17 protein-coding genes are annotated in these 24,074 nt (G+C 71.1%); 13 read left to right on the forward strand and 4 right to left on the reverse strand.

Translation table 11 applies throughout. The features are described 5' to 3' along the window. Positions 1–239: 239 nt before the first annotated feature. From nirB to purH, 8 genes are all read left to right on the forward strand, one after another. Positions 240–2,819 (forward strand): nitrite reductase large subunit NirB, encoded by a 2,580-nt coding sequence (nirB, locus tag AB6V29_RS09595; protein WP_369358583.1) that lies wholly within the window; start codon positions 240–242, stop codon positions 2,817–2,819. Beyond that, entirely contained in the window at positions 2,816–3,232 is a 417-nt protein-coding gene (gene nirD / locus AB6V29_RS09600; RefSeq protein WP_210072216.1) for a nitrite reductase small subunit NirD, read from the forward strand. The genes nirB and nirD overlap by 4 nt, the downstream gene beginning before the upstream one ends. Beyond that, positions 3,229–4,515, forward strand: coding sequence for a uroporphyrinogen-III C-methyltransferase (gene cobA / locus AB6V29_RS09605; RefSeq protein ID WP_369358293.1), 1,287 nt, complete (start codon positions 3,229–3,231; stop codon positions 4,513–4,515). Before nirD ends, cobA begins: the two co-directional genes overlap by 4 nt. Then, positions 4,512–5,651 carry a uroporphyrinogen-III synthase gene (locus AB6V29_RS09610; protein ID WP_267786266.1) on the forward strand — a complete coding sequence of 380 codons (1,140 nt, stop codon included), beginning with the start codon at positions 4,512–4,514 and terminating at the stop codon, positions 5,649–5,651. Before cobA ends, AB6V29_RS09610 begins: the two co-directional genes overlap by 4 nt. Next, positions 5,648–6,460 (forward strand): sirohydrochlorin chelatase, encoded by an 813-nt coding sequence (locus AB6V29_RS09615; RefSeq protein WP_369358296.1) that lies wholly within the window; start codon positions 5,648–5,650, stop codon positions 6,458–6,460. Before AB6V29_RS09610 ends, AB6V29_RS09615 begins: the two co-directional genes overlap by 4 nt. A gap of 40 nt (positions 6,461–6,500) precedes the next feature. Next, positions 6,501–8,102, forward strand: a complete 1,602-nt coding sequence (locus AB6V29_RS09620; RefSeq protein WP_369358298.1) for a DUF6350 family protein — start codon at positions 6,501–6,503, stop codon at positions 8,100–8,102. Positions 8,103–8,243: 141 nt separating this feature from the next. Continuing rightward, positions 8,244–8,843 carry a phosphoribosylglycinamide formyltransferase gene (gene purN, locus AB6V29_RS09625; protein ID WP_369358300.1) on the forward strand — a complete coding sequence of 200 codons (600 nt, stop codon included), beginning with the start codon at positions 8,244–8,246 and terminating at the stop codon, positions 8,841–8,843. A gap of 65 nt (positions 8,844–8,908) precedes the next feature. Beyond that, positions 8,909–10,519, forward strand: a complete 1,611-nt coding sequence (purH, locus tag AB6V29_RS09630; RefSeq protein WP_369358303.1) for a bifunctional phosphoribosylaminoimidazolecarboxamide formyltransferase/IMP cyclohydrolase — start codon at positions 8,909–8,911, stop codon at positions 10,517–10,519. Positions 10,520–10,821: 302 nt separating this feature from the next. Here the strand turns inward: purH and AB6V29_RS09635 are convergent, their stop codons facing one another. Both AB6V29_RS09635 and AB6V29_RS09640 read right to left on the reverse strand, forming a co-directional pair. After that, positions 10,822–11,343, reverse strand: a complete 522-nt coding sequence (locus AB6V29_RS09635; RefSeq protein WP_369358304.1) for a DUF1697 domain-containing protein — start codon at positions 11,341–11,343, stop codon at positions 10,822–10,824. Between the two features lie 182 nt (positions 11,344–11,525). Continuing rightward, the gene (locus AB6V29_RS09640; protein WP_369358306.1) at positions 11,526–12,953 is read right to left on the reverse strand and encodes an NAD(P)/FAD-dependent oxidoreductase; all 1,428 of its coding nucleotides are present in this window, start codon (positions 12,951–12,953) and stop codon (positions 11,526–11,528) included. A gap of 144 nt (positions 12,954–13,097) precedes the next feature. Between AB6V29_RS09640 and AB6V29_RS09645 the strand changes: the two genes are divergently transcribed. The 4 genes from AB6V29_RS09645 (at position 13,098) to AB6V29_RS09660 (ending at position 19,166) form a co-directional block, all read left to right on the forward strand. Then, positions 13,098–14,705, forward strand: coding sequence for an AlkA N-terminal domain-containing protein (locus tag AB6V29_RS09645; protein WP_267786275.1), 1,608 nt, complete (start codon positions 13,098–13,100; stop codon positions 14,703–14,705). Continuing rightward, positions 14,702–15,199, forward strand: coding sequence for a methylated-DNA--[protein]-cysteine S-methyltransferase (locus tag AB6V29_RS09650; RefSeq protein ID WP_267786276.1), 498 nt, complete (start codon positions 14,702–14,704; stop codon positions 15,197–15,199). The genes AB6V29_RS09645 and AB6V29_RS09650 overlap by 4 nt, the downstream gene beginning before the upstream one ends. 296 nt (positions 15,200–15,495) lie before the next feature. After that, entirely contained in the window at positions 15,496–17,352 is a 1,857-nt protein-coding gene (locus AB6V29_RS09655; protein WP_267786277.1) for an ABC transporter ATP-binding protein, read from the forward strand. Next, positions 17,349–19,166: an ABC transporter ATP-binding protein gene (locus AB6V29_RS09660; protein WP_267786278.1), complete on the forward strand. Its 1,818-nt coding sequence runs from the start codon at positions 17,349–17,351 to the stop codon at positions 19,164–19,166. The genes AB6V29_RS09655 and AB6V29_RS09660 overlap by 4 nt, the downstream gene beginning before the upstream one ends. Before the next feature lie 238 nt (positions 19,167–19,404). Here the strand turns inward: AB6V29_RS09660 and AB6V29_RS09665 are convergent, their stop codons facing one another. Continuing rightward, positions 19,405–19,857, reverse strand: a complete 453-nt coding sequence (locus AB6V29_RS09665; protein WP_210072204.1) for an N-acetyltransferase — start codon at positions 19,855–19,857, stop codon at positions 19,405–19,407. 345 nt (positions 19,858–20,202) lie between these two features. On the opposite strand from AB6V29_RS09665, the gene AB6V29_RS09670 reads away from it, so the two are divergent. After that, entirely contained in the window at positions 20,203–22,422 is a 2,220-nt protein-coding gene (locus AB6V29_RS09670; RefSeq protein ID WP_369358311.1) for an NADP-dependent isocitrate dehydrogenase, read from the forward strand. 181 nt (positions 22,423–22,603) lie between these two features. On the opposite strand, the gene AB6V29_RS09675 is transcribed toward AB6V29_RS09670, so the two are convergent. Beyond that, the gene (locus tag AB6V29_RS09675; protein WP_369358313.1) at positions 22,604–24,004 is read right to left on the reverse strand and encodes a L,D-transpeptidase family protein; all 1,401 of its coding nucleotides are present in this window, start codon (positions 24,002–24,004) and stop codon (positions 22,604–22,606) included. Positions 24,005–24,074 lie beyond the last annotated feature (70 nt).

Raw genomic sequence — 24,074 nt, forward strand, 5'->3', positions numbered from 1 at the left:
CGGGGGAGCGGAACGACGCTCGCCGCACGGGCGCGGGAGAGTCGGAGACGGATGCCGCGGGCGAAAGCTCACACCACCCCCGCGCCCGCGTGAGAGAAACGTTCGCCGGGGGTAACGCGGGCGCGAGGGCGGGGGAAACCTCGGCTGCCTAGCGTCGGGGCATGGCCCGCTCGAACCCCGCAACCGGAACGAAACACGCCGCTGACGCCGCGGCAAACTCCGCCGCGTACCGTGACGGCATGCTCCACCCCGCCCCATCCGGGTCCGTCGTGGTCGTGGGTGCGGGAATGGTGGCCCACCGCTTCGTCGAGAGCCTCACCAGCCGCGACACCGAGGGCCGCTGGTCCGTCACGGTGCTGGGCGATGAAGCCCGCGGGCCGTACGACCGCGTCGGTCTCACCGGCATCTTCAGCGGAAAGACCCCCGACGACCTCGCCCTCGACCCCGCGGTTCTCGATCACGAGCGGGTGCGGGTGAAGACCGACGCGCGCGTTACGAAGATCGACCGCGCGGCACGCACCGTCACCACGGCGGGCGGCTCGACGCACGCGTACGACCGTCTCGTGCTGGCGACCGGCTCGTTCGCCGCCCGCCTGGCCCTCGACGGGTTCGACCACCAGGGGTGCTTCGTCTACCGCACGCTCGACGACGTCGCCGGCATGCGCGCCTGGGTCGCGAAGCGCTCGGCCGAGCTCGGCCGGCCCCTGCGCGGCGCGGTCGTCGGCGGCGGTCTCCTCGGGCTCGAGGCCGCGGGGGCGCTGCAGGCCGAGGGCGTCTCGCCGTTCGTGCTGCAGTCCAACGAGCGCCTGATGTCTGCCCAGCTCGACCTGGGCGGGGCGCGCACCCTGCAGCGGCTCATCGAAGCGCGCGGCATCGAGGTACGCACGAGCTCGGTGACGACCCGGGTGGATGCCGACAAGACCGGCGCCGTATGCGGCCTCGAGCTGCGCGACGGCACGTGGGAGGCCGTCGACATCGTGGTCTTCACGGTCGGCGTGCGGCCCCGCGACGAGCTCGCCCGTGCGGCCGAGCTGCGCGTCGACGCCCGCGGCGGGGTCGTGATCGACGAGGGCTGCGACACCTCGGATCCCGCGATCATGGCGATCGGCGAGGTCGCGAGCTTCGACGGGCAGTGCATCGGTCTGGTCGCCCCCGGGTACGCGATGGCCGAGGTCGCCGCGACCCGCCTGCTGGGCGGCGCGGCCGCCTTCCCCGGCTTCGACACCTCGGCCAAGCTCAAGCTCTCGGGCGTCGAGGTCGCGAGCTTCGGCGATGCGTTCGCCGAGACGCCGAACGCGCTCGACGTCACCTACGCCGACCCGGTATCGGGCGTCTACAAGAAGCTCGTGCTGAGCGACGACGCGCAGACGCTGCTCGGCGGCATCCTGGTCGGCGACGCCTCGGCGTACACCGCGCTGCGCCCGCTCGTCGGTCGAGCGCTGGGCGGCGATCCGGCGGCCTACCTCATGCCCGAAGGCCTCGCCCCGGCCCCGCAGGGCGACCTGCCCGCCGACGCGATCGTGTGCTCGTGCAACGGCGTCACCGCCGGAACCGTGCGCGAGGCCGTCACCGAGCACCAGTGCGCGGATGCCGTCGAGGTCAAGGCGTGCACCAAGGCCGGGGCGGCGTGCGGCTCGTGCTTCACGCTCGTGAAGAAGCTCGTGGCGACCGAGCTCGCGGCATCCGGAAAAGAAGTCTCGAATGGACTGTGCGAACACTTCTCGTTCACCCGGGCGCAGCTGTTCGACGCCGTCCGGGTCTCGGGGCTGCGCACCTTCACCTCGATCGTCGAGCGCTTCGGCACCGGCCGCGGCTGCGACATCTGCAAGCCGGCCCTCGCGAGCATCCTCGCCAGCCTCTACTCGGGGCACGTGCTCGACGGAGAGCTCGCGAGCATGCAGGACACCAACGACCACGTGATGGCCAACATCCAGCGCGACGGCAGTTACAGCGTCGTCCCGCGCATTCCGGGCGGTGAGATCACGCCCGAAGGCCTGGTCGTGATCGGCGAGGTCGCCCGCGACTTCGGGCTCTACACGAAGATCACCGGCGGGCAGCGCATCGACATGTTCGGCGCTCGCCTCGACCAGCTTCCCGACATCTGGAAGCGCCTCGTCGACGCCGGGTTCGAGTCGGGCCACGCGTACGGCAAGTCGCTGCGCACGGTGAAGTCGTGCGTCGGGTCGACCTGGTGCCGCTACGGCGTGCAGGACTCGGTGGGCATGGCCGTGCAGCTCGAGCTGCGCTACCGCGGGCTGCGCTCGCCGCACAAGATCAAGTTCGGGGTGTCGGGCTGCGCCCGCGAGTGCGCCGAGGCGCGCGGCAAGGACATCGGGGTGATCGCGACCGAGGCCGGCTGGAACATGTACGTCGGCGGCAACGGCGGGTTCACCCCGCGTCACGCGGTGCTCTTCGCCGAGGGGCTCGACGACGACGGGCTGCTGCGGGCGATCGACCGATTCCTCATGTTCTACATCCGCACCGCCGACCGGCTGCAGCGCACGGCCCCGTGGGCGGCGGAGTACGAGGGCGGTCTCGAGGCGCTGAAGGGCGTCGTGTTCGACGACACCCTCGGCATCGCCGACGACCTCGACCGGGCCATGGCATCCCACATCGACGCCTACGAAGACGAGTGGGCCGCCACCCTCGCCGACCCCGAGAAGCTCAAGCGCTTCCAGAGCTTCGTCAATGCTCCCGACAAGGTCGACCCCTCTCTTGCCTACGTCGCCGAGCGCGGTCAGGCCCGACCCGCCACGGCCGAAGAACGCGCGTCGGGCGCGGTGCTCATCGGCGGAACGACGCTGGCGGTGCGGTCATGACTCTGATGGAGACGACTCCGGATGCCGGGACCCCGGCCGCGACGACGGGCTCGGCGTCGGCGCCGGGCAACGGGTGGATCCGTGTCTGCCGCGTCGACGATCTGCTCGTGGAGCGCGGGGCCGCGGCGCTTCTCGGTGACCGGCAGGTCGCGCTGTTCCGGACGTTCGACGGCAGGATCTTCGCGACCGACCAGATCGATCCGTTCAGCGGGGCGGCGGTGCTCTCGCGCGGGATCGTCGGTGACCGCGGGGGAGTGCCCACCGTCGCCTCGCCCATGTACAAGCAGGTGTTCGACCTGCGCACGGGAACCTGTCTCGACACGCAGGGCAAGGACCCGCTGACGGTGGCCGTGCACCCGGTCGCGGTCGCCGAAGGGGATGTATTCGTGAAGCTCGAAGGGGACCCCCGATGATCGCTCTCGCAGGCCTCGACCTCACCGACAAGCTCGTCGTGTGCGTGGGCGGCGGCTCCGTCGCCGAGAAGCGCATCGCGCGGCTGCGCGCCGCCGGCGCCCGGGTACGGGTGATCGCCCCCGTCGCGACGCCGGGGCTCGCCGCGCTCGCCGCCGCGGGTGAGATCGAGTGGATCGACAGAGGATTCGCCGACACCGATCTCGACGAGGCCTGGTTCTGCCACACGGCCACGGGCGCGGCATCCGTCGACACCGCCGTCGTCACGGCGGCCGAAGCCCGCCGCGTCTGGTGCGTCAACGCCGGTCACGGCGGCAAGGGCACCGCGCGCCTGGCCGCCGAGACCACGAGCGGCGACGTCATGGTGGGCGTCGTCTCCACCGCCGGTGCCGACCCTCGCCGCAGCGTCGCCGTGCGCGACGCGATCGCGCAGCGCCTCGCCGAAGGCGCCCTTCCGCTCCGCCGCCGACGCCGCCCGCTCGTGGGGAGCGTGGCGCTCGTCGGCGGCGGTCCCGGCCCGGTCGACCTGCTGACGGTGCGCGCCCGCGCTCTGCTGGCCGAGGCCGACGTCGTCGTGCACGACCGGCTCGGACCCACCGGCGTGCTCGCCGAGCTCGGCGACGACGTCGAGCTGATCGACGTCGGCAAGCGCCCGCAGCATCACCCGGTGCCGCAGCACGAGATCAACGCCCTCCTCATCGATCGAGCGGCGAAGGGCCTGCGGGTCGTGCGGCTCAAGGGCGGCGATCCGTTCGTGTACGGCCGCGGCGGGGAGGAGGTCATCGCGTGCCGCGAGGCCGGCATCGCGGTCGAGGTCGTTCCCGGCATCTCGAGCGCGATCGCCGTGCCCTCGGCCGCGGGAGTGCCCGTGACGCACCGCGGCGTCGCCGGTACCCTGCATGTCGTGAACGGTCAGGAAATCCCGAGCGAGGCGACCCTCGCCGCCCTGCGCGACGACAGCGCCACGGTCGTCGCGCTGATGGGCGTGAGCGCCCTGCCGCGGTTCGTGGCCGCGGCCCGCGCCGCCGGCGCTCCCGAGACGCGCCCCGTCGCGTTCGTCGAGAACGGCCACACACCCGCTCAGCGCACGATCCGCACCACGCTCGGTACGGCGATCCAGGATGCCGAGACGCACCGCCTCGCGAATCCCGCGGTGCTGGTGTTCGGCGAGGTCGCCCGGGCCGATCTTCTGCTGCCGGCCGCGTCGCCCGCGGCGGCTGCGGTATCGCTCCAGCCCGCTCACGCTCCGGTCCGGGTCGCGGCGCACCCGGAGGGCATCGGGTGACGACACCCGCGCGGACGATCAGCACGGTGCTCCAGGGGTGCACCGTGCTGCTCCCCGTCGACCGACGGTCGGGGGAGCTGTCGGCCGCGCTCGAGCGACACGGGGCGCGCGTGCGCGTCGCGCCGGCGCTCACGATCATCCCGCATGTCGACGACGACGAGCTGATCGCGCAGACGCGCTCGCTCGTCGCCGACCCTCCCGACGTCGTCGTGGCGACGACGGGTGTGGGGTTCCGCGCGTGGCTGGAGACAGCCGACGAGGCGGGCCTGCACGATGCGCTCGCTCCCGTGCTCGACGGCGCACGGATCGTCGCCCGTGGCCCGAAGGCGCGCGGCGCGATCCAGCAGGCCGGTTTCGAGGCCGACTGGGTCGCCGAGAGCGAGACGGCCGCCGAGCTGCGCGACTTCCTCGTGGCCGAGGGGATCGACGGACTGCACATCGCGGTGCAGCACCACGGCTCGGGGGCCGACGGCCTCGACGAGGCGTTCGAAGCGGCCGGAGCCCGCGTGACCAGCCTCACGATCTACCGCTGGGGGCCGCCGCCCGATCCCGAGGTCGTCGCCGCGTCTACCCAGCAGGTCGCACGCGGAGAGATCGACGCGGTGCTCTTCACCTCCGCTCCCGCTGCGCGCGAGTGGATCCTCGCGGCCGAACGGGCCGAGGCGCTCGACGGAGTGGCCTCCCGAGCCGCCCGCGGGCACGTCCTCGTCGCGGCCGTCGGGCCGATCACCGCCGGTCCCCTCCTCGAGGCGGGCATCACCCCGCTCATCCCCGACCGCGGACGTCTCGGGGCGCTCGTGCGCGCCGTAGTGACGCACTACGGCGGAGCCGACGCGGTGCTGATCCCCACGACGGTCGGGCGCCTCGGCATCCGCTCATCGGGGATCGTGCTCGACGGGGAGTTCACACCTCTGCCGCGCACCGGCGTCGAGATCCTGCGCGCGCTCGGGCGCGCGCCGGGGGCGGTGGTCTCGCGCGCCGATCTGATCGCCGCGCTGTCGAGCTCGGAGGCGAGCGGGCACGCCGTCGAGGTCGCCGTGGCCCGCACCCGCGACGCGCTCGGCGGGCTCGACCTGATCCGCACCGTCTACAAACGCGGATACCGGCTCGACGTGATCGACGAGGAGGACGCATGACCGCCGTACTGATCGCCTGCGCCCACGGCACGAGGTTCGAAGAGGGCCGCGTCGTCGTGCGCGAACTGCTCGAGGTGCTGCGCGCCACCGCTCCCGCCGGCGTCGACGTGCTCGAGGCGTACGTCGACGTGCACGGTCCCTCCGTCACCGACGTCGTGGCCGAAGCTCGCGAGCGCACGGACGACATCGTGATCGTGCCCCTGTTGCTGTCGACCGGCTACCACACCGAGGTCGACCTGGTGGAGGCCGCCGACGGACTGCCCGTCGCCCCCGCTCTCGGGCCCCACCCGGTGCTGGCCGAGATCCTCGCCGACCGCGTCCGCGCCGCCGGGGCGGGTCCCGACGACACCGTCGTGCTCGCCGCGGCCGGCTCCACCCGCCCGGGCGCCGTGATGGACGTCGAACGCATGGCGGAGCTGATGGCGGATGCCGGTGTCACCGGCCCCGTCGTGACGGCCTACGCCGCGGCATCCGATCCCCGCATCCCGGATGCCGTGGCCGCAGCACGCGCGGACGGCCGACGCACCGTCGCCGCGAGCTACGTCCTCGCACCGGGGCACTTCTCGCGCGTGATCGAGAAGGCGCAGGCCGACCTGACCACCGCCCCGATCGGTGCGGACCCGCGCCTGGCGGCGGTGGTGTGGGAGCGATGGCGCGATGCGCGCGTCGCCCCGGTCGCCGGGGCCGCCGGGGCAGATCCGCGCTTCTCGGACGCGCCGGCGGACGCGCCCGCCGAGCCCGACACGGCCTCGCGCGCCTGGCTCACCGCGTTGCGCAGGCTCGTCTCGGGCGCTCGCCGCCGCGCCTGAGGGGCGGGCTGAGGCGGCGCGGGTAGGGTTCCTCTCGCCCATGCATCGCCTCCTCATCGCTCTCCTCGCCGCCCTCGACGCCGTCCTGGCGACCGCCGGTGGCATCGCCGTCGTGCTCGCACCGCTCACGCTGCTGTGGGTGTTCGGCGTCGGCAATCCCGACTGGAGCGCTCTGTGGCCCGCGTCGGCCGCGATCTGGCACCTCGGCCACCTCGTGCCGGTGACCATCACCCTGCCCGACGCCTACCTCGCCGCGACCGGCATCGACCCGACGTTCGCGACATTCACGCTGTCTCTCGCCCCCCTGGCCTTCGCGGCCTTCACCGGCCTCTTCGCCGCCCGTTCCGGCTCTCGCGCCGCAGAGGCGGGCGCCGGTCTCACCGGGTGGCTCTCGGGCTCGTTGGTCTTCGCGGCTCTCTCGGCGGGCATCGCGCTCACCTCACAGGCTTCGCTCGTGGCATCCGAAACCTGGCTCGCCATCCTGCTGCCGACGCTGATCTTCCTCGTGCCCTCGCTCATCGGCGCCGTCGTGGGCGCCTGGCGCGTGGGCGACGACGGGCCGGTCGATGCCGTACGCGGATGGATCGAGCGGATGCCGAGCGCCTGGGCGCCCGTTCCCGCACTCGCGCTGCGGGGCCTGGCGATCACCACTCTGGGACTCGTCTCGGTGGGCGCGGTGGTCGTGCTGGCGGGTCTCATCGCCCGCGCTTCGCAGGTGATCGGGCTGTACCAGGCCAGTAACGCCGACGGCATCGGCGCGACCGTCATCGCCCTCGGTCAGCTCTTCTACCTCCCCACGCTCGTGCTCTGGGCCATGTCGTTCGCCGCCGGGCCGGGCTTCGCGCTCGGCACCGACACCGCGGTCACCCCGGCCGCGACGCAGGTCGGTGCGCTCCCCGGCATCCCGGTGCTGGGCGCGGTGCCCGATTCGACCTCGTCGTGGCTGCTGCTGCTCATGCTGCTGCCGATCGCCGTGGGCGCGTTGACGGGGTGGATCCTGCGATCCCGGATGCCATCGACCACCGGCCCCGAGCCGCTGGGACCCCGGTCGGTCCTGGCCGTCGCGGTCGCGGCACTCACCGGCGGCATGGGTGCGCTCGCCGCCGTGGTCTCGTCGGGGTCGATCGGTCCCGGCCGCCTCGCCGATACGGGCCCGCAGCCGGGCCCGCTCGCCCTGACGCTCGGCCTCGAGGTGCTGGTGGGGCTCGCGATCCTGCTGCTCAGCCCGCGCTTCGGCGGGTACGAGAGCGACGACCGGTACGAGGAGCGCAACGACCGGGGCTTCTCGTTCTTCGCGCGCGAGCACACGCCCTTCGACCGCGACGAGCACTGGACCGGCCCGACCCCGACCGGCTCGCCCGCCGGCGCGGGCATCTCGCACGACGTCTGGCCGAGCTCGTACCGCGATCCGGATGCCGTGGCGACCGACACCGCGCTGGGGGTACGGGGGAGCGCTCGGGGATCATCCCCTTCTTCAGCGTCGCCCGTGTCTTCGCCGCCCGTCTCTTCGCCGCCCGTCTCCGAGAGCCCCGTGGCGGGCGCGAGCGGGGGCGCACCCGACGAACTCAGCGACGACGAGGTGCGTGCGCGCATCCGCGCCGCCTGGTCGGAGCACGGCGGCGAGCCCGACGACAGGCGCTGACCGCCACACGATCGGGCCGGCCGACCGGGGGCGTTCGGCCCGGGCCCGACCCGCTCGGCCGGTACGGCCGGCTTCGAGCCGGCGGTCCCCGGCTGCTCTCGAGGGCCCGCGCGCGCGGACGCACCTGCGTAGACTGAGCGCGTGCTCACGGTCGCCGTCCTCATCTCCGGCACCGGCTCGAACCTCCGCGCCCTGCTCGAGGCGGCCTCGGCCCCCGGCTTTCCGGCGCGCGTGATCGCGGTCGGTGCCGATCGCGAGGCCGACGGCTTCGCCCACGCCGAGCACTTCGGCATCCCGACCTTCCTCGTCCCCTTCAGCGCATTCGCGTCGCGAGAGGAGTGGGGCGCCGAACTCGGGGCGCAGCTCGCCGTGTGGAACCCCGACCTCGTCGTGCTCAGCGGCATGATGCGCCTGCTGCCCGCCGACCTCGTCGCCGCGTGGGAGCCCCGCATCATCAACACCCACCCCGCGTACCTGCCCGAGTTCCCCGGCGCACACGGGGTGCGCGACGCGCTCGCCGCGGGCGCCTCGCAGACCGGAGCGAGCGTGATCGTCGTCGATTCCGGCGTCGACACCGGCCCCATCCTCGCTCAGGAGCGCATCCCGGTGCTCCCCGGCGACGACGAGGACTCTCTGCACGATCGCATCAAGCCCGTCGAACGACGTCTGCTCATCGACGTCGTGCGCCGCATCGCCGAGGGCGAGCTCGACCTCGCCGCCACGGCATCCCGAACCGCCTGACCCGCCCGACGGGCGTCGGCCCGTCGCGCATCCGAACCCGACTCGAGACACAGGAGCCGAACGCCATGGCCGGACCCCGCCACGACCCCGCCGACTACCGCCCCCGCGACGTCGTCCCGATCCGCCGCGCGCTGGTGTCGGTGAGCGACAAGACCGGTCTGCTCGACCTCGGCGCAGCACTCGCCGCCGCCGGTGTCGAGATCGTCTCGACCGGGGGCTCGGCGACTCTGCTGCGCGACGCCGGGTACGACGTCACCGACGTCTCGGCCGTCACGGGCTTCCCCGAGTCGCTCGACGGGCGCGTGAAGACCCTGCACCCGAGCGTGCACGCGGGACTGCTCGCCGACCTGCGCCTGGCCTCGCACGAGGCGCAGCTCGAGGAGCTGGAGATCCGCCCCTTCGAGCTCGTGGTCGTCAACCTCTACCCGTTCGTCGAGACCGTGGCATCCGGTGCCCAGGGCGACGACGTGGTGGAGCAGATCGACATCGGCGGCCCCGCCATGGTGCGCGCGTCGGCGAAGAACCACGCGAACGTCGCCATCGTCGTCTCGCCCGAGTCGTACCCCGCCATCATCGACGCGCTGCAGGGTGAGGGCGGCACGACCCTCGCGCAGCGCCGCGAGCTCGCAGCCCGCGCGTTCTCGCACACCGCCGCCTACGACACCGCCGTGTCGACGTGGTTCGCCGAGGGCACCCTCGCCGACGACATCGATCTGCCCGCGCACCTGACGATCAAGGCCGAGCGTCTGTCGACGTTGCGCTACGGCGAGAACTCGCACCAGCGCGCCGCGATCTACACGCGCGTCGGCGGCCACGGCATCGCCCAGGCCACGCAGCTGCAGGGCAAAGAGATGTCGTACAACAACTACGTCGACGCCGACGCGGCGCTGCGCGCCGCTTTCGACATGGTCAAGCCGGCCGTGGCGATCATCAAGCACGCGAACCCCTGCGGCATCGCGGTCGCGGCCCCCAACGCCCTCGACCCGATCGCCTCGGCGCACCTGCGCGCGCACGAGTGCGACCCCGTGTCGGCGTTCGGCGGCGTGATCGCCGCGAACCGCACGGTCACGCTCAAGATGGCAGAGAACCTGCGCGACATCTTCACCGAGGTCGTCATCGCCCCCGATTTCGAGCCCGAGGCGCTCGAGGTGTTCAAGCTCAAGAAGAACCTGCGCGTGCTGCGTCTGCCCGCCGACTGGCAGCAGGAGCGCATGGACGTGCGCCTCGTCTCGGGCGGACTCCTCCTGCAGGACGCGGACCGCTTCCCCGACGACATCGAGTCGGTCGCGAAGGACTGGGAGCTCGTCTCGGGTGAGCGTCCCGCGGACGAAGACATGGAGAGCCTCATCTTCGCCTGGAAGTCGTGCCGCGCGGTGAAGTCGAACGCGATCGTGCTCGCCCAGGGGTCGGCCACCGTCGGCATCGGCATGGGCCAGGTCAACCGCGTCGACTCGTGCCGCCTCGCGGTGGAGCGCGCCGGTGACCGTGCGCGCGGCTCCATCGCGGCATCCGATGCGTTCTTCCCCTTCGCCGACGGCCCCCAGGTGCTGATCGACGCGGGCATCTCGGCCATCATCCAGCCCGGCGGTTCGGTTCGGGATGCCGAGGTCATCGACGCCGCGCGCGCCGCCGGAGTGACCATGTTCTTCACCGGGGAGCGCCACTTCTTCCACTGAGACCTCTCGGTGCGTTCGACGCCGTCGCAGCTTCGGCTGCGGCGGCGTCGTCGCGTGTGCGGGGGGCGGGGCGGGTGTCGGTGCGTGTGCGGGGTAGAAACGCGGTGCGCGCGCAGAAACGCGTGGTGCTCGTGTTTCTGAGCGCGCACGGCGTTTATGCGTGGTCGGGGTGGCGTGATGTGCGCTGTGGGGCGCGTTTCGCGGCGGTGGTGGACGTCATTCGCCGAACGGCGGAGTGCGCCCCGAGCGGCGGAGTGCGCCCCGAGCGGGGCTCGCGCCTGCGGTCGGGTGCGCGGCCGCGGTCAGGCGCTCAGCGCGACGAGCTTGGCCACCGTGTTCGCGTTGCGCACGGTGCCCGTCACACCGAGGCGTTTCTCGAACCAGGCTGCCTGCAGCTTCGAGCCGCCGATTCCTTCGGGATACCGCACGAACACCTCGCGACCATCCAGCATCGCCTCTTCGGGGTAATCCGCCGGGACGACGATCTTTTTCTCCGGGGCCGGAGGTTCCGCGAGGAACACGGTCTGAACCCACCGACCTTCGGCCGCGCCGGCGAACGGATTCCGAGCGTGCGCATCCGCGAGTTCGGTGTGGGTGCGCACGATGACCGGGAGGTCGAAGCCGAACGCCGTGCGCACGGCACCGCGGATCACGCCCGCAATCTCGCCGGGGGAGCGCCCGCCGTCGTCGAGCACGATGTTGCCGGCGACTTGCAGCGTTTCGACCTCACCCAGACCCTCGGATGCCAACACCTCACGCAGCGCGGGCATCTTCAGCGCCGTCGGTCCGCCGACGCCGCGAAGGAGGGCGACGATGCGGGGCATGAGGCGACCTTACGCCGTGCGGGCGCGGGCGTGGAGACGAAACCGCCGCCAACAACACCGCGCTGAGTGGGACAACGTGACGCAGCGAGCCCGTTTCGTTCGCGCGCTTCTCGGCGCACGTCGGAGCCTCGCTACGAGCGGGGGCGGGGGAGCGTTTCTCGGCGCTCGCGCGGGCCCCGGTCTCAGGCGGAGTCGCGCCCGAGCGTCTCGAGCAGGCGCAACCAGACCTCGCTGACGGTCGGGTACGAGGGAACCGCGTGCCACAGACGCTTCACCGGCACCTCGCCGACGATCGCAACCGTGGCGGAGTGCAGCAGTTCGGCGATGTCGGGTCCGACGAAGGTAGCGCCGATGAGAACACCCCGGTCGAGATCGACGATCGCACGGGCCTTGCCGACGTAGGCGTCGGACTGCTCGCTCGACCCGGCGATGCTTGCGAGGTCGTAGTCGAGCACCTTCACGTTCAGGCCCTTCTGCTCCGCTTTCTGTGCGGTGAGACCGACGGATGCCACCTCAGGGTCGGTGAACGTCACCTGGGGGACCGCGTCGTGGTCGGCGGTGGCGACGTGCGCGCCCCAGGGAGCGTCGTCGACCTCGTCGCCTTTCGCCCGAGCGGCGATCACGTCGCCCGCAGCCCGGGCCTGGTACTTGCCCTGATGGGTGAGCAGGGCGCGGTGGTTGACGTCGCCTACGGCGTAGAGCCAGTCGAAACCGCGGACGAGGAGGGTGTCGTCGACGTCGAGCCAGGTGTCGGCGTCGAGGCCCACGGCATCCAGACCGAGATCGCCGGTGCGCGGAGTACGACCGACGGCGACGAGAACCTCGTCGGCGGTGACGGTGGTGCCGTCGGACAGCTCGAGCACCGCGCGCCCGTCGTCGTCGCGGCGGGCGGACGTGGCATCCGCTCCCTCTTTGATCGTGACGCCGCGGTCGCGGAGCGAGGATGCGACGAGCTCGCCGGCGAACGGCTCGTTGCCCCCGAGAAGGCCCGAGCGGGCGACGAGGGTGACGGTGGTGCCGAGGCTCTGGAACGCGGTTGCCATTTCGGCGCCCACGACGCCGCCGCCGATGATCGCGAGAGAACCGGGGACTCGCTGCACGGCGGTGGCCTCGCGGCTGGTCCACGGCGCGATGTCGGCGAGACCCGGGATATCGGGGAGGAGTGCAGCGGAGCCGGTGCAGACGGCGACCGCATGCCGGGCGAGGAGGTCGGTCGTCGCGCCGTCTTCGGCGGTGACGCGTACGCGCTTCTCGCCGGTCAGGCGGCCGTGGCCGCGCACGAGGTCGATGCCCGCGCCCTGCAGCCACTCGACCTGACCGGAGTCGTTGTAGTCGCTGGTCATGGTGTCGCGACGGCGGAGCACCGCGTCGACATCGAGGTCGCCGGTGACGGCCTGCTTCGCGCCGTCGACGTCGCGGGCGGCGCGCAGGGCTGCGGCGCTGCGCAGGAGAGCCTTCGAGGGCATGCACGCCCAGTACGAGCACTCGCCGCCGACGAGCTCGGATTCGACGATGGCGGCGGTGAGACCGGCCTGCACGGCACGGTCGGCCACGTTCTCGCCGACGGGGCCGGCGCCGATGACGATGAGGTCGTATTCGCGTTCGCTCATGTTCCTCACGCTACCCACGACCTCCGACATCGCACGGGGGTTGCGCCCAGGCCCGACGACCGCGAGGGGACGGTCGAGCCGGCCCGCACGGCCGTGTCCGATTTCCGCCAGTCGATGTCGGAGGTCGATGGCAGGGTGGATGCCATGACCACTTCCGTCTCCGAGCCCGCGGGCTTCGCCGAGCGCTATCGCGTGATCCAGTCGCGCGACCGCCGCTTCGACGGGCAGTTCGTCACGGCGGTGCGTTCGACGCGCATCTATTGCCGTCCGAGTTGCCCTGCGCGCACGCCGAAGGAAGAGAACGTCACCTTCTACGCCACCTCCGCCGCGGCGCACGAGGCGGGCTATCGCGCCTGCAAGAGGTGTCTGCCCGAGGCCGCTCCCGGCTCTCCCCTGTGGGACGTCCGCCAAGACGTGGCCGCGCGGGCCATGCGCCTCATCGCCGACGGCGTCGTCGACCGCGAGGGGGTTCCGGGGCTCGCGCGGCGCCTCGGCTATTCGTCGCGGCACCTCACCCGGCTCCTCACCGCCGAGCTCGGGGCCGGGCCTCTCGCGCTCGCCCGCGCGCAGCGCGCGCACACCGCACGGGCGCTGCTGGTGGGGACCGACCTCCCCTCGGCCGACGTGGCGTTCTCCTCCGGGTTCTCGAGCATCCGTCAGTTCACCGAGACCATCGGCGAGGTGTTCGGGATGCCGCCGCGCGATCTCCGTGCGCGACGCTCCCACACCTCGGGTGTCGAGGCCGCGGCGGGCGAGATCGACCTCGCCCTGCCGGTGCGAGGGCCGATCGACACCGTCGGCCTTTTCGGGTGGATGAGGGCTCATGCGATTCCGGGCGTCGAGGAGGGCGGCGACCGCTCGTTCGCGCGTGTCGCTCGCCTCCCGGGCGGCCCGGCGTGGTTCGAGGTGCGCCTCGCCGACGACGGTCGGCTCCGGTTGCGCGCGCGGTTGTCGGCCTTGGCCGACCTCGGCACGCTCATCGCCCGCGTTCGCCGACTGTTCGACCTCGACGCCGACCCCCTCGCGATCGACGAGGCTCTCGCCCGGCATCCCGAGCTCGCCCCCGCCGTGGCGGCGATCCCCGGTGTGCGGGTTCCCGGTGCGGTCGACGCCCACGAGATGCTGTTGCGGGCCATGATCGGGCAGCAGATCAGCGTGGCGTCGGCCCGGACCATGCAGGGCCGGCTGACGGCCGAACTCGGCGAACCCACCGCCATCGGCCCGAGGCCGCTCGCTCTCTTCCCCACGCCGGCGGTGATCGCCGAGCACGGGCTCGAGGTCCTTCGCGGGCCCGCGGCGCGCATGCGGGCCATCGTCGAGGCGGCGGCAGCGCTGGCCGACGGCCGCCTCGAGCTCGGCGCCGGCGACGACGGCGCGGAGCAGCGCGAGCGGCTGCTGGCGATGCGAGGGATCGGCCCGTGGACAGCCGATTACGTGCGCATGCGCGTGCTCGGCGATCCCGATGTCCTGCTTCCCGGCGACGTCGCGGCCCGCGCCGGTGCGGCAGCCCTCGGGCTCCCCTCCGATCCGGCGGGCTTCACCGCGTGGTCGGAGCGATCTGCGCCCTGGCGCAGCTACGCGATGGCGCACTACTGGTATGCCGCTCCGGTGACCCAGTCCTGGCGCGCACCGGCCGAGACGGCGGCCGCAGTCGCGGCGTCCCCCACCCGTCGGCGAGCCTCGGGCATGCGCGCCGACGTCGTCCTGACCCCCTCACCCGATTCCGTCACAGAGAGCGAGAACCCCGCATGACCGCCGCCACCCTCCAGTTCGTCGATACCCCCGACGGTGCGTTCGCGATCCTTGCCGATGAGGTCGACCGGGTGATCGTGTCGGGGTGGACCGATGACACCGACGCCGTCCTCGCGCGGCTCCGACCGGATCAGCGTCCAGCCGACGTCCGTCGGGGCACGACGACGGCCGCTGATGCTGTTCGTGCGTACTACGCGGGCGATATCGGTGCGATCGACTCCGTCGTCGTCTCTCAGCGGGGGACGCGCCTGCAACTGGCCGGGTGGGAGGCGCTGCGCGCCATCACCCCCGGGACGCCCCTCACCTACACGGGCTTCGCCACAGCGCTCGGGTCTCCGACGGCTGTGCGGGCGGCCGCGTCCATCTGCGCGCGGAACGCGGTAGCGCTCTTCGTTCCCTGTCATCGCGTCCTGCGCGCGGATGGATCCATGGGGGGTTTCGCATGGGGAACGCGAGTGAAGCAGAGTCTGCTGTCGCGCGAATCGGCGACCTGACCGGCGGGAATTGGGGAAGAGACTCTTGCTTCCAGCGTTCTCTCAGACATATTCTGGAGGGCTGCCGTCCCCCCGCGGAAGCTTCATCGAACAAGGAGGATGCCATGGACCAGACCGACGCCTTCGTCGCCCCGGCCGTCGTCGCGCCCTCCGCCGTCTCACGACCCGGCCGACGCCTCTAGGGCTCCGCGTTCGCGTTTCGACGCACCGCTTCGCCCCGACTGACGATTTTCGTCGCGCCTCCGGCACCCCTTTCTGCGCCCGATCCCGGCGCCCGCTTCGACCCCACGAGGATCATGACTCCCTCCGCTCATCCGCCCCGTCTTTCGACGCCGCGCGCGCTCGCGCGGCTTCTGCCCATCGCGCGCCCGGTACTCCCGCGCCTCATCGCCGGTGCCGTCACCGCGCTCATCGCCAGCCTTCTGGCGCTCGCCATCCCCCTGGTGCTCGAGCAGATCGTCGCCGGCCCCATCGCCTCCCTCGACCCCACCGCCCTGGTGTGGGGTTCCCTCGCCGTGCTCGGTCTCGGCCTCGCCGAAGCCGCGATGGTGTGGCTGCGGCGCTGGTTCGTCCTCGCGCCCGCAACCAAGGTCGAGTACGACCTGCGCCAGTCGTTCTACTCGCGCCTGCAGCGCCTGCCGGTCGCCTTCCACGACCGGTGGCAGTCCGGCCAGCTGCTCTCGCGCATGATGCAGGACATCAGCATGCTCCGTCGTTGGCTGGCCTTCGGCGTCATCCTGCTCGTCGTCAACATGCTCACGATCGCCATCGGCGCCGTACTGCTGTTCCGCTGGCACTGGGTGCTCGGCGCGCTCTTCCTCGTCACCTCCGCCCCGGTGATCTACGTCGGGTTCCGGTTCGAGAAGCGCTATGGCGCGCTCACGCGGCAGAGCCAGGACCAGGCGGGCGACCTTGCCACCTCCGTGGAAGAGAGCGTTCACGGCATCCGCGTCCTCAAGGCCTTCGGCCGCGGCGCACATGCCCTGAAGAAGTTCACCCGTCAGGCAGAGTCGCTGCGCGAGACCGAGATCGACAAGGCCCGCGCGGTCGGGTGGATCTGGTTCTGGCTTGTGCTGCTTCCCGACATCGCCTTCGCGGTCTGCCTGGGCGCCGGAATCGTGCTGACCCAGCTGGGGCAGCTGCAGGTGCCCGAACTCGTCGCGTTCTTCGCGATGGCGACCGTGCTGCGCTGGCCGATGGAATCGATCGGCTTTCTCTTCTCTTTCCTGCTCGACGCGCGGACGGCGACCGATCGCATCTTCGAGGTGTTCGACGAGCAGAACACGATCGTCGACCCTGAGAACCCGCGCACCATCGCGCAGCCTCGCGGAGAGCTGGCGTTCGAGAGCGCCCACTTCCGTTACCAGGATGCCGCGGACGCCGAGCGCGACCTGCTCGACGGCGTCGACCTGGTGCTGCACCCGGGCGAGACCATGGCCCTCGTCGGTCTGACCGGCTCGGGCAAGACCACGCTCACGACGCTTCCCGGCCGCCTCTACGACGTCACCGGCGGTCGCGTGCTGATCGACGGTGTCGATGTGCGCGATCTCACCCTCGCGGAGCTGCGCCGGCACGTGGGCATGGCATTCGAAGACGCCACGCTGTTCTCGCAGACCGTGCGCGACAACGTGCTGCTTGGTAGGGAGGACCTCACGCCTGGGTCCGACGAGGCCGAAGAGATCCTGCGCGAGGCGCTGCAGGTGGCCCAGGCCCACTTCGTGTACGACCTGCCCGACGGCCTCGACACCGTCATCGGGGAGGAAGGGCTCAGCCTCTCCGGTGGCCAGCGTCAGCGTCTCGCCCTTGCGCGTGCCGTCGCCGCCCGCCCGGCCGTGCTCGTTCTCGACGACCCTCTCTCGGCGCTCGACGTCGACACCGAGGCGCTCGTCGAGGATGCCCTTCGCGAGGTGCTCAGCGAGACGACCGCCCTGATCGTGGCCCACCGGCCCTCGACGGTCACCCTCGCCGACCGCGTCGCCCTTCTGGAGGAGGGGCGTATCACCGCAGTCGGCACGCACTCCGACCTGCTCCGGCAGAGCGACCACTACCGCTACGTGATCTCGAGCCTCGAAGAGGCTGAGCGCGAAGCGCGAACGGGGGCGATCCCCGTCATCGACGATGATTCCTTCGCCGGAAAGGAGGCGACCCGATGAGCACCGCCACCGTCTCCGGGACCAGCGGCGAGGACCGCTCCGACTACACGCGCGACGAGAGCCGCTCCATCCGCCAGCGTTCGCTGCGCCTTCTCGGTTCGCTCGTCTCGCCCCTGCGCTGGCAGCTCGTCCTCGCCGGCGCCGTGCTCGTCGTATCGACGGCGCTCCGCGTCGCCGGTCCCGCCCTCATCGCGTTCGGCATCGACAACGCCCTGCCGGCCGTCATCGAGCGATCGGATTGGATGCCGACCATCGGCGTCGTCGGCGTGTACCTGCTCGCGGGGATCGGCGGCGCCGTCCTGATCGGGTGGTACGTCGTCGTCGCTGCGCGTCTGACGCAGGCCGTCATGCTCGACCTCCGCAAGCGCATCTTCCTGCACACGCAGAAGCTCAGCCTCGAGTTCCACGAGTCGTACACGTCGGGCCGCATCATCTCGCGTCAGACGAGCGATCTCGACACCATCCGCGAGCTGCTCGACGGCGGTCTGAACGAGCTCGTCTCGGGTGTCCTCTACGGACTTTTCACCCTCGGCGCTCTGTTCCTCATCGACTGGCAGTCGGGCCTGATCCTGACCGTCATGGGCATCCCGATGTACCTGCTCATGCGGTGGTTCTACTCGCGCTCGCAGGTCATCTACCGTGAGTCGCGCGTCATCAGCGCGCAGGTGATCGTGAAGTTCGTCGAGTCCATGACCGGCATCCGCGCCGTCAAGGCGTTCCGAAAAGAACCCCGCAACGACCAGGAGTTCGGCAAGCTCGCGGCCGACTATCGCGACGTCAACATGCGCTCCATCAGACTCTTCGGAACGTTCGAGCCGGGCATCATGGCGGTGGCGGCGGTCTCGGTGGCGGTCGTGCTGCTGTGGGGCGGTGGACGAGTGATCGCGGGGCCGCTCGAGATCGGTGTCCTCACGGCGGCGGTCCTCTACGTGCGCAACTTCTTCTCGCCGCTGCAGGAGGTCGCGTTCTTCCTGAACTCCTATCAATCCGCCACGGCTGCGCTCGAGAAGGTGTCGGGCGTACTCGAGGAGGAGCCGACGGTTCCCGACCCGATCGACCCCGTAGACCTGTGGAGTGCCCGCGGGCACGTCCGCTTCGACGAGGTCACCTTCGGTTACACCGAGGGCCGCGTCATCCTGCCGGAGTTCACGCTCGACATCCCCGCGGGGCAGACGATCGCCCTGGTCGGGACCACCGGCGCCGGCAAGACGACGCTCGCCAAGCTCATCTCGCGCTTCTACGACCCGACGAAGGGTTCGGTGACCCTCGATGACGTCGACCTGCGTCGCCTGCACCCGAAGGATCTCCGCCGAGCGATCGTGATGGTCACACAGGAGGCGTACCTGTTCAGCGGGACGGTCGCTGACAACATCGCGCTCGGCAAGCCCGACGCCACGATGGACGAGATCCGCGCCGCCGCCCGCGCTGTGGGCGCCGACGCCTTCATCTCGAAGCTGCCCGACGGTTATGACACCGACGTGAACAAGCGCGGTGGCCGCGTCTCGGCGGGTCAGCGTCAGCTGATCTCGTTCGCGCGCGCGTTCCTCGCCGACCCGGCCGTGCTGATCCTCGACGAGGCCACCGCCTCGCTCGACATCCCCAGCGAGCGTCAGATCCAGAACGCCCTGCAGACGCTTCTCGCTGACCGCACGGCCATCATCATCGCCCACCGCCTGTCCACGGTGGCGATCGCCGACCGCGTCCTGGTCATGGAGCACGGCCGCATCATCGAGGACGACACTCCCGACGCCCTCATCGCCGGCACGGGCAAGTTCGCCCAGCTTCACGCGGCATGGCGGGAGTCTCTGGTCTGACTCCGCACACCGGATGCCACGTTCCCTCGGGGGCGTGGCATCCGGTGCTTCTGCCGTCTGCTCCGTCGGCTGAACCGGAGGTTCAGACGTGCTGACCGTGAGCGGAGAACCGCGCCGACATCGGATGCGGCGTCCCCGCCGATCCGATCGCGGTGCGATTCTCCGGTTCTGCGTGCCACCACCGGGGTCGCTCGCGCGGCAAGGGTGGCGCCGCGCACGAAAGCGGGTGCGACCGCCGTCAGACGTTCACGCGGGCGACGATCTCGCCGTACTCCGTCTCGCCGACGGGCTCGAAGCCCACGCGCTGGAAGAAGGCCTCGGGTCCGCCGACACCGGGCTCGTAGATGACGTCGACGTGATCCATTCCGCGACCGCGGGCCTCTTCGAGCACGGCGGCGATGGCGAAGCTGCCGACGCCGCGGCCCTGCTCGTCGGCGTCGACGTTGATGCGCCACAGCACGGAGCGGAAGTGCTCCTCGGGTGCTTCGGGGTCGAAGTTGGCGCTGACGAAGCCCACGACCTCGTCGGCGTCGAGCACGACGCGCTGCCACGAGGTCTGCGGGTTGCTGACGGTCGCGGCGATGCCGTAGCTGACCGGAGCGAGGAACTGCTCCTGCCCGGGCTTGAGCGAGAGGGTGTTCACCGCCACGATCGTGGCGGCGGACAGTTCGACGAGACGCAGGTCAGCCATGGGCCCAGGCTAGCGCGCCGCCACCGCGCCCCCAAGAGCTCATGCCCCCGCATGCGTCGAGGGAGCCTCCTGCCCCCTCGCTGCGCCCGCGGGAAGTGGACGCCGGGATCGACGCCCTCGTCGCCGGCGGTATCCGCGTCGACGGGCCCGGATGGATGCGCGTTGCGGATCTCACCCGTGACACCCTGGCGCACCCGAAGACCGCTCGAGAACACGGCATCCGCGCCTGAGATGCGGCTTCCCGCGGGGTGGGGATCATCCGTGAACTATCTCGATATCAAGAGACTTTGCCCACGTGCGATAGGCTGAAACACAACCCTGGCCGCCTCTACGGAGAGATCTGACGTGCCCGATTCCACCATCATCTACACGTACACCGACGAGGCGCCGGCACTTGCCACCGCGTCGTTCCTGCCCATCGTGCAGGCCGTCACGAAGCAGGCGGGTGTCGACGTCGAGACCCGCGACATCTCGCTCGCCGGCCGCATCCTCGCGGCCTTCCCGCAGCGCCTCACCCCCGAGCAGCAGGTCGGCGACGCGCTGGCCGAGCTGGGCGGTCTCGCGACGCTCCCCGAGGCGAACATCATCAAGCTGCCCAACATCTCGGCATCCATCCCGCAGCTGAAGGCGGCCATCGCCGAGCTCCAGTCGCAGGGCTACGACATCCCGGACTACCCGGACGAGGCGTCGAGCGTCGAAGACAAGGACGTGCGCGCCCGCTACGACCGCATCAAGGGATCCGCCGTGAACCCCGTGCTGCGCGAGGGCAACAGCGACCGTCGCGCGCCGCTCGCGGTGAAGAACTACGCGAAGAAGCACCCGCACCGCAACAAGGCGTTCGCCGAGGGCTCGAAGACCCGCGTCGCGACCCTCGGTCACGACGACTTCCGCTCGAACGAGAAGTCGGTCGTCCTCGCCGACGACGACGTGCTCACGATCCAGCACGTGGCGGCCGACGGCGCCACCAAGACGCTCAAAGAGGGCCTGAAGGTCCTCCAGGGCGAGATCGTGGATGCCACCTTCCTCTCGGCCGCGGCCCTCGACGCTTTCCTCGCCGACACGTTGGCCGAAGCGAAGTCCGACGACGTGCTCTATTCCGTGCACCTCAAGGCCACGATGATGAAGGTCAGCGACCCGATCATCTTCGGTCACGTCGTCAAGGCGTTCTTCGCCGACGTGTTCGACCGCCACGGTGATGCTCTCGCCGCCGCGGGCCTCACCCCCAATGACGGTCTCGGCTCGATCCTCTCGGGTCTGTCGAACGTCGAGGGCGGCGACGCCATCGCCTCCGAGATCCGCGATGCGCTGGCATCCGGCCCCCGCCTGTCGTACGTCAACAGCGACAAGGGCATCACCAACCTGCACGTGCCGAGCGACGTGATCGTCGACGCCTCCATGCCGGCGCTGATCCGCAATGGCGGCAAGCTGTGGGGCGCCGACGGGGGAGAGGACGACACTCTGGCCGTCATCCCCGACTCCTCGTACGCCGGTGTGTATCAGGCCACCATCGAGGACGTCATTGCGAACGGTCCGCTCGACCCCGCCACGATCGGCTCGGTGCCGAACGTCGGTCTGATGGCGCAGGCCGCCGAGGAGTACGGCAGCCACGACAAGACGTTCGAGATCCCCGCGCCCGGTCGCGTGCAGGTCGTCGCCTCGAACGGCGACGTGCTGCTCGAGCACGAGGTGAACACCGGTGACATCTGGCGCGCGACCCAGACCAAAGACGTCGCGGTCCGCGACTGGGTGAAGCTCGCCGTCACCCGCGCGCGCGCGACCGGGGTTCCGGCCGTGTTCTGGCTCGACGAGACCCGCGCGCACGACCGCAACCTCATCGCCAAGGTCAACGAGTACCTCGCCGACCACGACACCGAGGGCCTCACGATCGAGATCCTCGCCCCCGCTGCGGCCACGACGTACTCGCTCGAGCGCATCCGCCGCGGCGAGGACACGATCTCGGTCACCGGCAACGTGCTGCGCGACTACCTGACCGACCTGTTCCCGATCCTCGAGGTGGGTACGAGCGCCAAGATGCTCTCGATCGTCCCCCTGCTCGCGGGCGGCGGCCTGTTCGAGACCGGTGCGGGCGGTTCGGCCCCGAAGCACGTGCAGCAGCTCGTGGAAGAGGACTACCTCCGCTGGGACTCGCTGGGCGAGTTCTTCGCACTCGCGGCCTCGCTCGAGCACCTCGCCGACACGACGGGCAACGAGCGCGCGCGCGTGCTCGCGCAGACGCTGGACGCGGCGACCGGCACGTTCCTCGAGAACGACAAGTCGCCCGGCCGTGCCCTCGGCACGATCGACAACCGCGGAAGCCACTTCTACCTCGCCCTGTACTGGGCGCAGGAGCTGGCGAAGCAGTCGACGGACGCCGCCCTCGCCGAGGTCTTCGCCCCGGTCGCCGAGAAGCTGGAAGCCTCGGAGCAGACGATCGTCGCCGAGCTGAACGCCGTCCAGGGACACCACGCCGAGATCGGCGGGTACTACCGCCCGAACACTGAGCTCGTCGAGAAGGTCATGCGCCCCTCGGCCACGCTGAACGCGGTGGTCGACGCCCTGCGCTGAGCGGGAACCCGAGAGGGGCGGATGCCGATGGCATCCGCCCCTCTCGGGTTTGCGGAGGAGACCGGACGCGAGCCCGAACAGCACTTCGCGGCTGCTCACGCTCCGCGAGACGCCGGGAAGGGCCGCGGAAACGGAAGAGGGGGCGGATGCCGATGGCATCCACCCCCTCGAAGACCCGGGCTCAGTAGTGGACCGAGACCTCGGTACCGCGGTAGGCCCAGTCGTACAGCTCCTTGGCCTGCGGGATCGTCATGTTGATGCAGCCGTGGCTCATCGGCGTCCCGAAGTTGTTGTGCCAGTAGGTGCCGTGGAAGCCCTCGTCACCGTTGAAGTAGGCCACCCAGGGGACGTCCTTGGTGCAGTAGTCGTAGCCGGGAACGCAGCCCATGTCCTGCATCGCGGTCTTCCAGCCGATGCGGAAGTTTCCGGTGTGGGTGGCGTGGTCGCCCGCGCCCGACGAGATCGTGTACGTACGGTACACCTGGCCGTTCTGCCAGAGCGTCGTGGTCTGCGTGCTCAGGTTGACGTCGATCCGGCGCTCGGTCTTCGTAGTGTCGAAGGCCGTCTCGGTGACGGGGAGGGCGTAGCGCCCGTTGCCCTCGGCGAGCTGTTTCGCGAAGGCCGCGGCCACACCGCTGGTGTCGCCGAGCGTGCGACCGGTCTGGCCCTCGGTGAGCGCCTTGATGACCTCTCCGCCGGTGTCGACGATCACGTCGGCGTTGACGGGGGCGCGGTCGACCGCACCGGGCAGGCCGGCGACGGCGGACTGGATCGCGGCGGCGTCGGCCGAGATGGCGAAGTCGCCCTTGCCGTCGGGGGTGACGGTGAGCCACGATGCGGCGGTCGCGCGGTCGACGGGGACGGTGCGCTCTTCGCCGACGTAGAAGCCGGCCGAGTCGAGGATGCCGTTGAGCGTGGCCACGGCGGCGTTCGCCTCGTCGGTCGATACGGGGGCATCGACGGGGACGAGGGTGGCGTCGACGGTGGTGGTGGGCTGGCCGGCGTCGAAAGCCGACTGCAGCGCCGAGATCACGGCGGCCACGTCGATGCCCTCGCCCGCTTCGGCGGGAGTGGTCACGTACACCTGCGAGCCGGCGTCGTACGCGATGGTCGCGTCGACGGGGGCGCGGTAGGTGCCGGGGGCGCGGTTCTTCAGTGCGGTCGCGGCCTGGTCGGCATTGACCTGCACCTGCACCCCGGTGCCCTCGGGGAACCACGAAGCGGGCTTCCACATCGGGTTGTCGGAGAAGGCCTTGTCGGCGAGGGCCGCGGCGTCGACGGTCGCGCCGAGGTCGGCACCGGTGACGGTGACGGCGCCGGCGGGGGAGTCGACGGTGACCGTGGTCTCGGCGAGACGGTTCGAGATGGCCTGGGCTGCGGCACCGGCGGTGAGACCGCCGATCTGCACACCCGCGACCGAGGCACCCGGCGCGATCAGCACGAGGGAGGCGGCGATGAGAGCCACGGCCGTTGCACCGGCGGGGATGCCGATCCACAGGCCGGAACGGTTCTTGCGCTTCGTCGGCTCGGGCGGTGCCCAGGCGTAGGTTGCGCCGTCGGTGCCAGGTGCGCCGTCGGTCATGAGTCAAACCCCCCGATAGTCAGTCTTCTTATGCTACGAGCGGATCTTGCGGATACGCCTTGAGCAATAT

Origin of the sequence: Microbacterium sp. 20-116, assembly GCF_041079415.1 — a bacterium.
Lineage (GTDB): Bacteria > Actinomycetota > Actinomycetes > Actinomycetales > Microbacteriaceae > Microbacterium.

Bases quoted from the DNA above. Each gene is read 5' to 3' on its own strand.
- AB6V29_RS09635 (WP_369358304.1), bottom strand. From the start codon at position 11,343: ATGCCCCGCATCGTCGCCCTCCTTCGCGGCGTCGGCGGACCGACGGCG.
- AB6V29_RS09650 (WP_267786276.1), top strand. From the start codon at position 14,702: ATGACCGCCGCCACCCTCCAGTTCGTCGATACCCCCGACGGTGCGTTC.
- AB6V29_RS09655 (WP_267786277.1), top strand. From the start codon at position 15,496: ATGACTCCCTCCGCTCATCCGCCCCGTCTTTCGACGCCGCGCGCGCTC.
- AB6V29_RS09665 (WP_210072204.1), bottom strand. From the start codon at position 19,857: ATGGCTGACCTGCGTCTCGTCGAACTGTCCGCCGCCACGATCGTGGCG.
- nirB (WP_369358583.1), top strand. From the start codon at position 240: ATGCTCCACCCCGCCCCATCCGGGTCCGTCGTGGTCGTGGGTGCGGGA.
- nirD (WP_210072216.1), top strand. From the start codon at position 2,816: ATGACTCTGATGGAGACGACTCCGGATGCCGGGACCCCGGCCGCGACG.
- cobA (WP_369358293.1), top strand. From the start codon at position 3,229: ATGATCGCTCTCGCAGGCCTCGACCTCACCGACAAGCTCGTCGTGTGC.
- AB6V29_RS09615 (WP_369358296.1), top strand. From the start codon at position 5,648: ATGACCGCCGTACTGATCGCCTGCGCCCACGGCACGAGGTTCGAAGAG.
- AB6V29_RS09645 (WP_267786275.1), top strand. From the start codon at position 13,098: ATGACCACTTCCGTCTCCGAGCCCGCGGGCTTCGCCGAGCGCTATCGC.
- AB6V29_RS09675 (WP_369358313.1), bottom strand. From the start codon at position 24,004: ATGACCGACGGCGCACCTGGCACCGACGGCGCAACCTACGCCTGGGCA.
- AB6V29_RS09660 (WP_267786278.1), top strand. From the start codon at position 17,349: ATGAGCACCGCCACCGTCTCCGGGACCAGCGGCGAGGACCGCTCCGAC.
- purH (WP_369358303.1), top strand. From the start codon at position 8,909: ATGGCCGGACCCCGCCACGACCCCGCCGACTACCGCCCCCGCGACGTC.
- AB6V29_RS09620 (WP_369358298.1), top strand. From the start codon at position 6,501: ATGCATCGCCTCCTCATCGCTCTCCTCGCCGCCCTCGACGCCGTCCTG.
- AB6V29_RS09640 (WP_369358306.1), bottom strand. From the start codon at position 12,953: ATGAGCGAACGCGAATACGACCTCATCGTCATCGGCGCCGGCCCCGTC.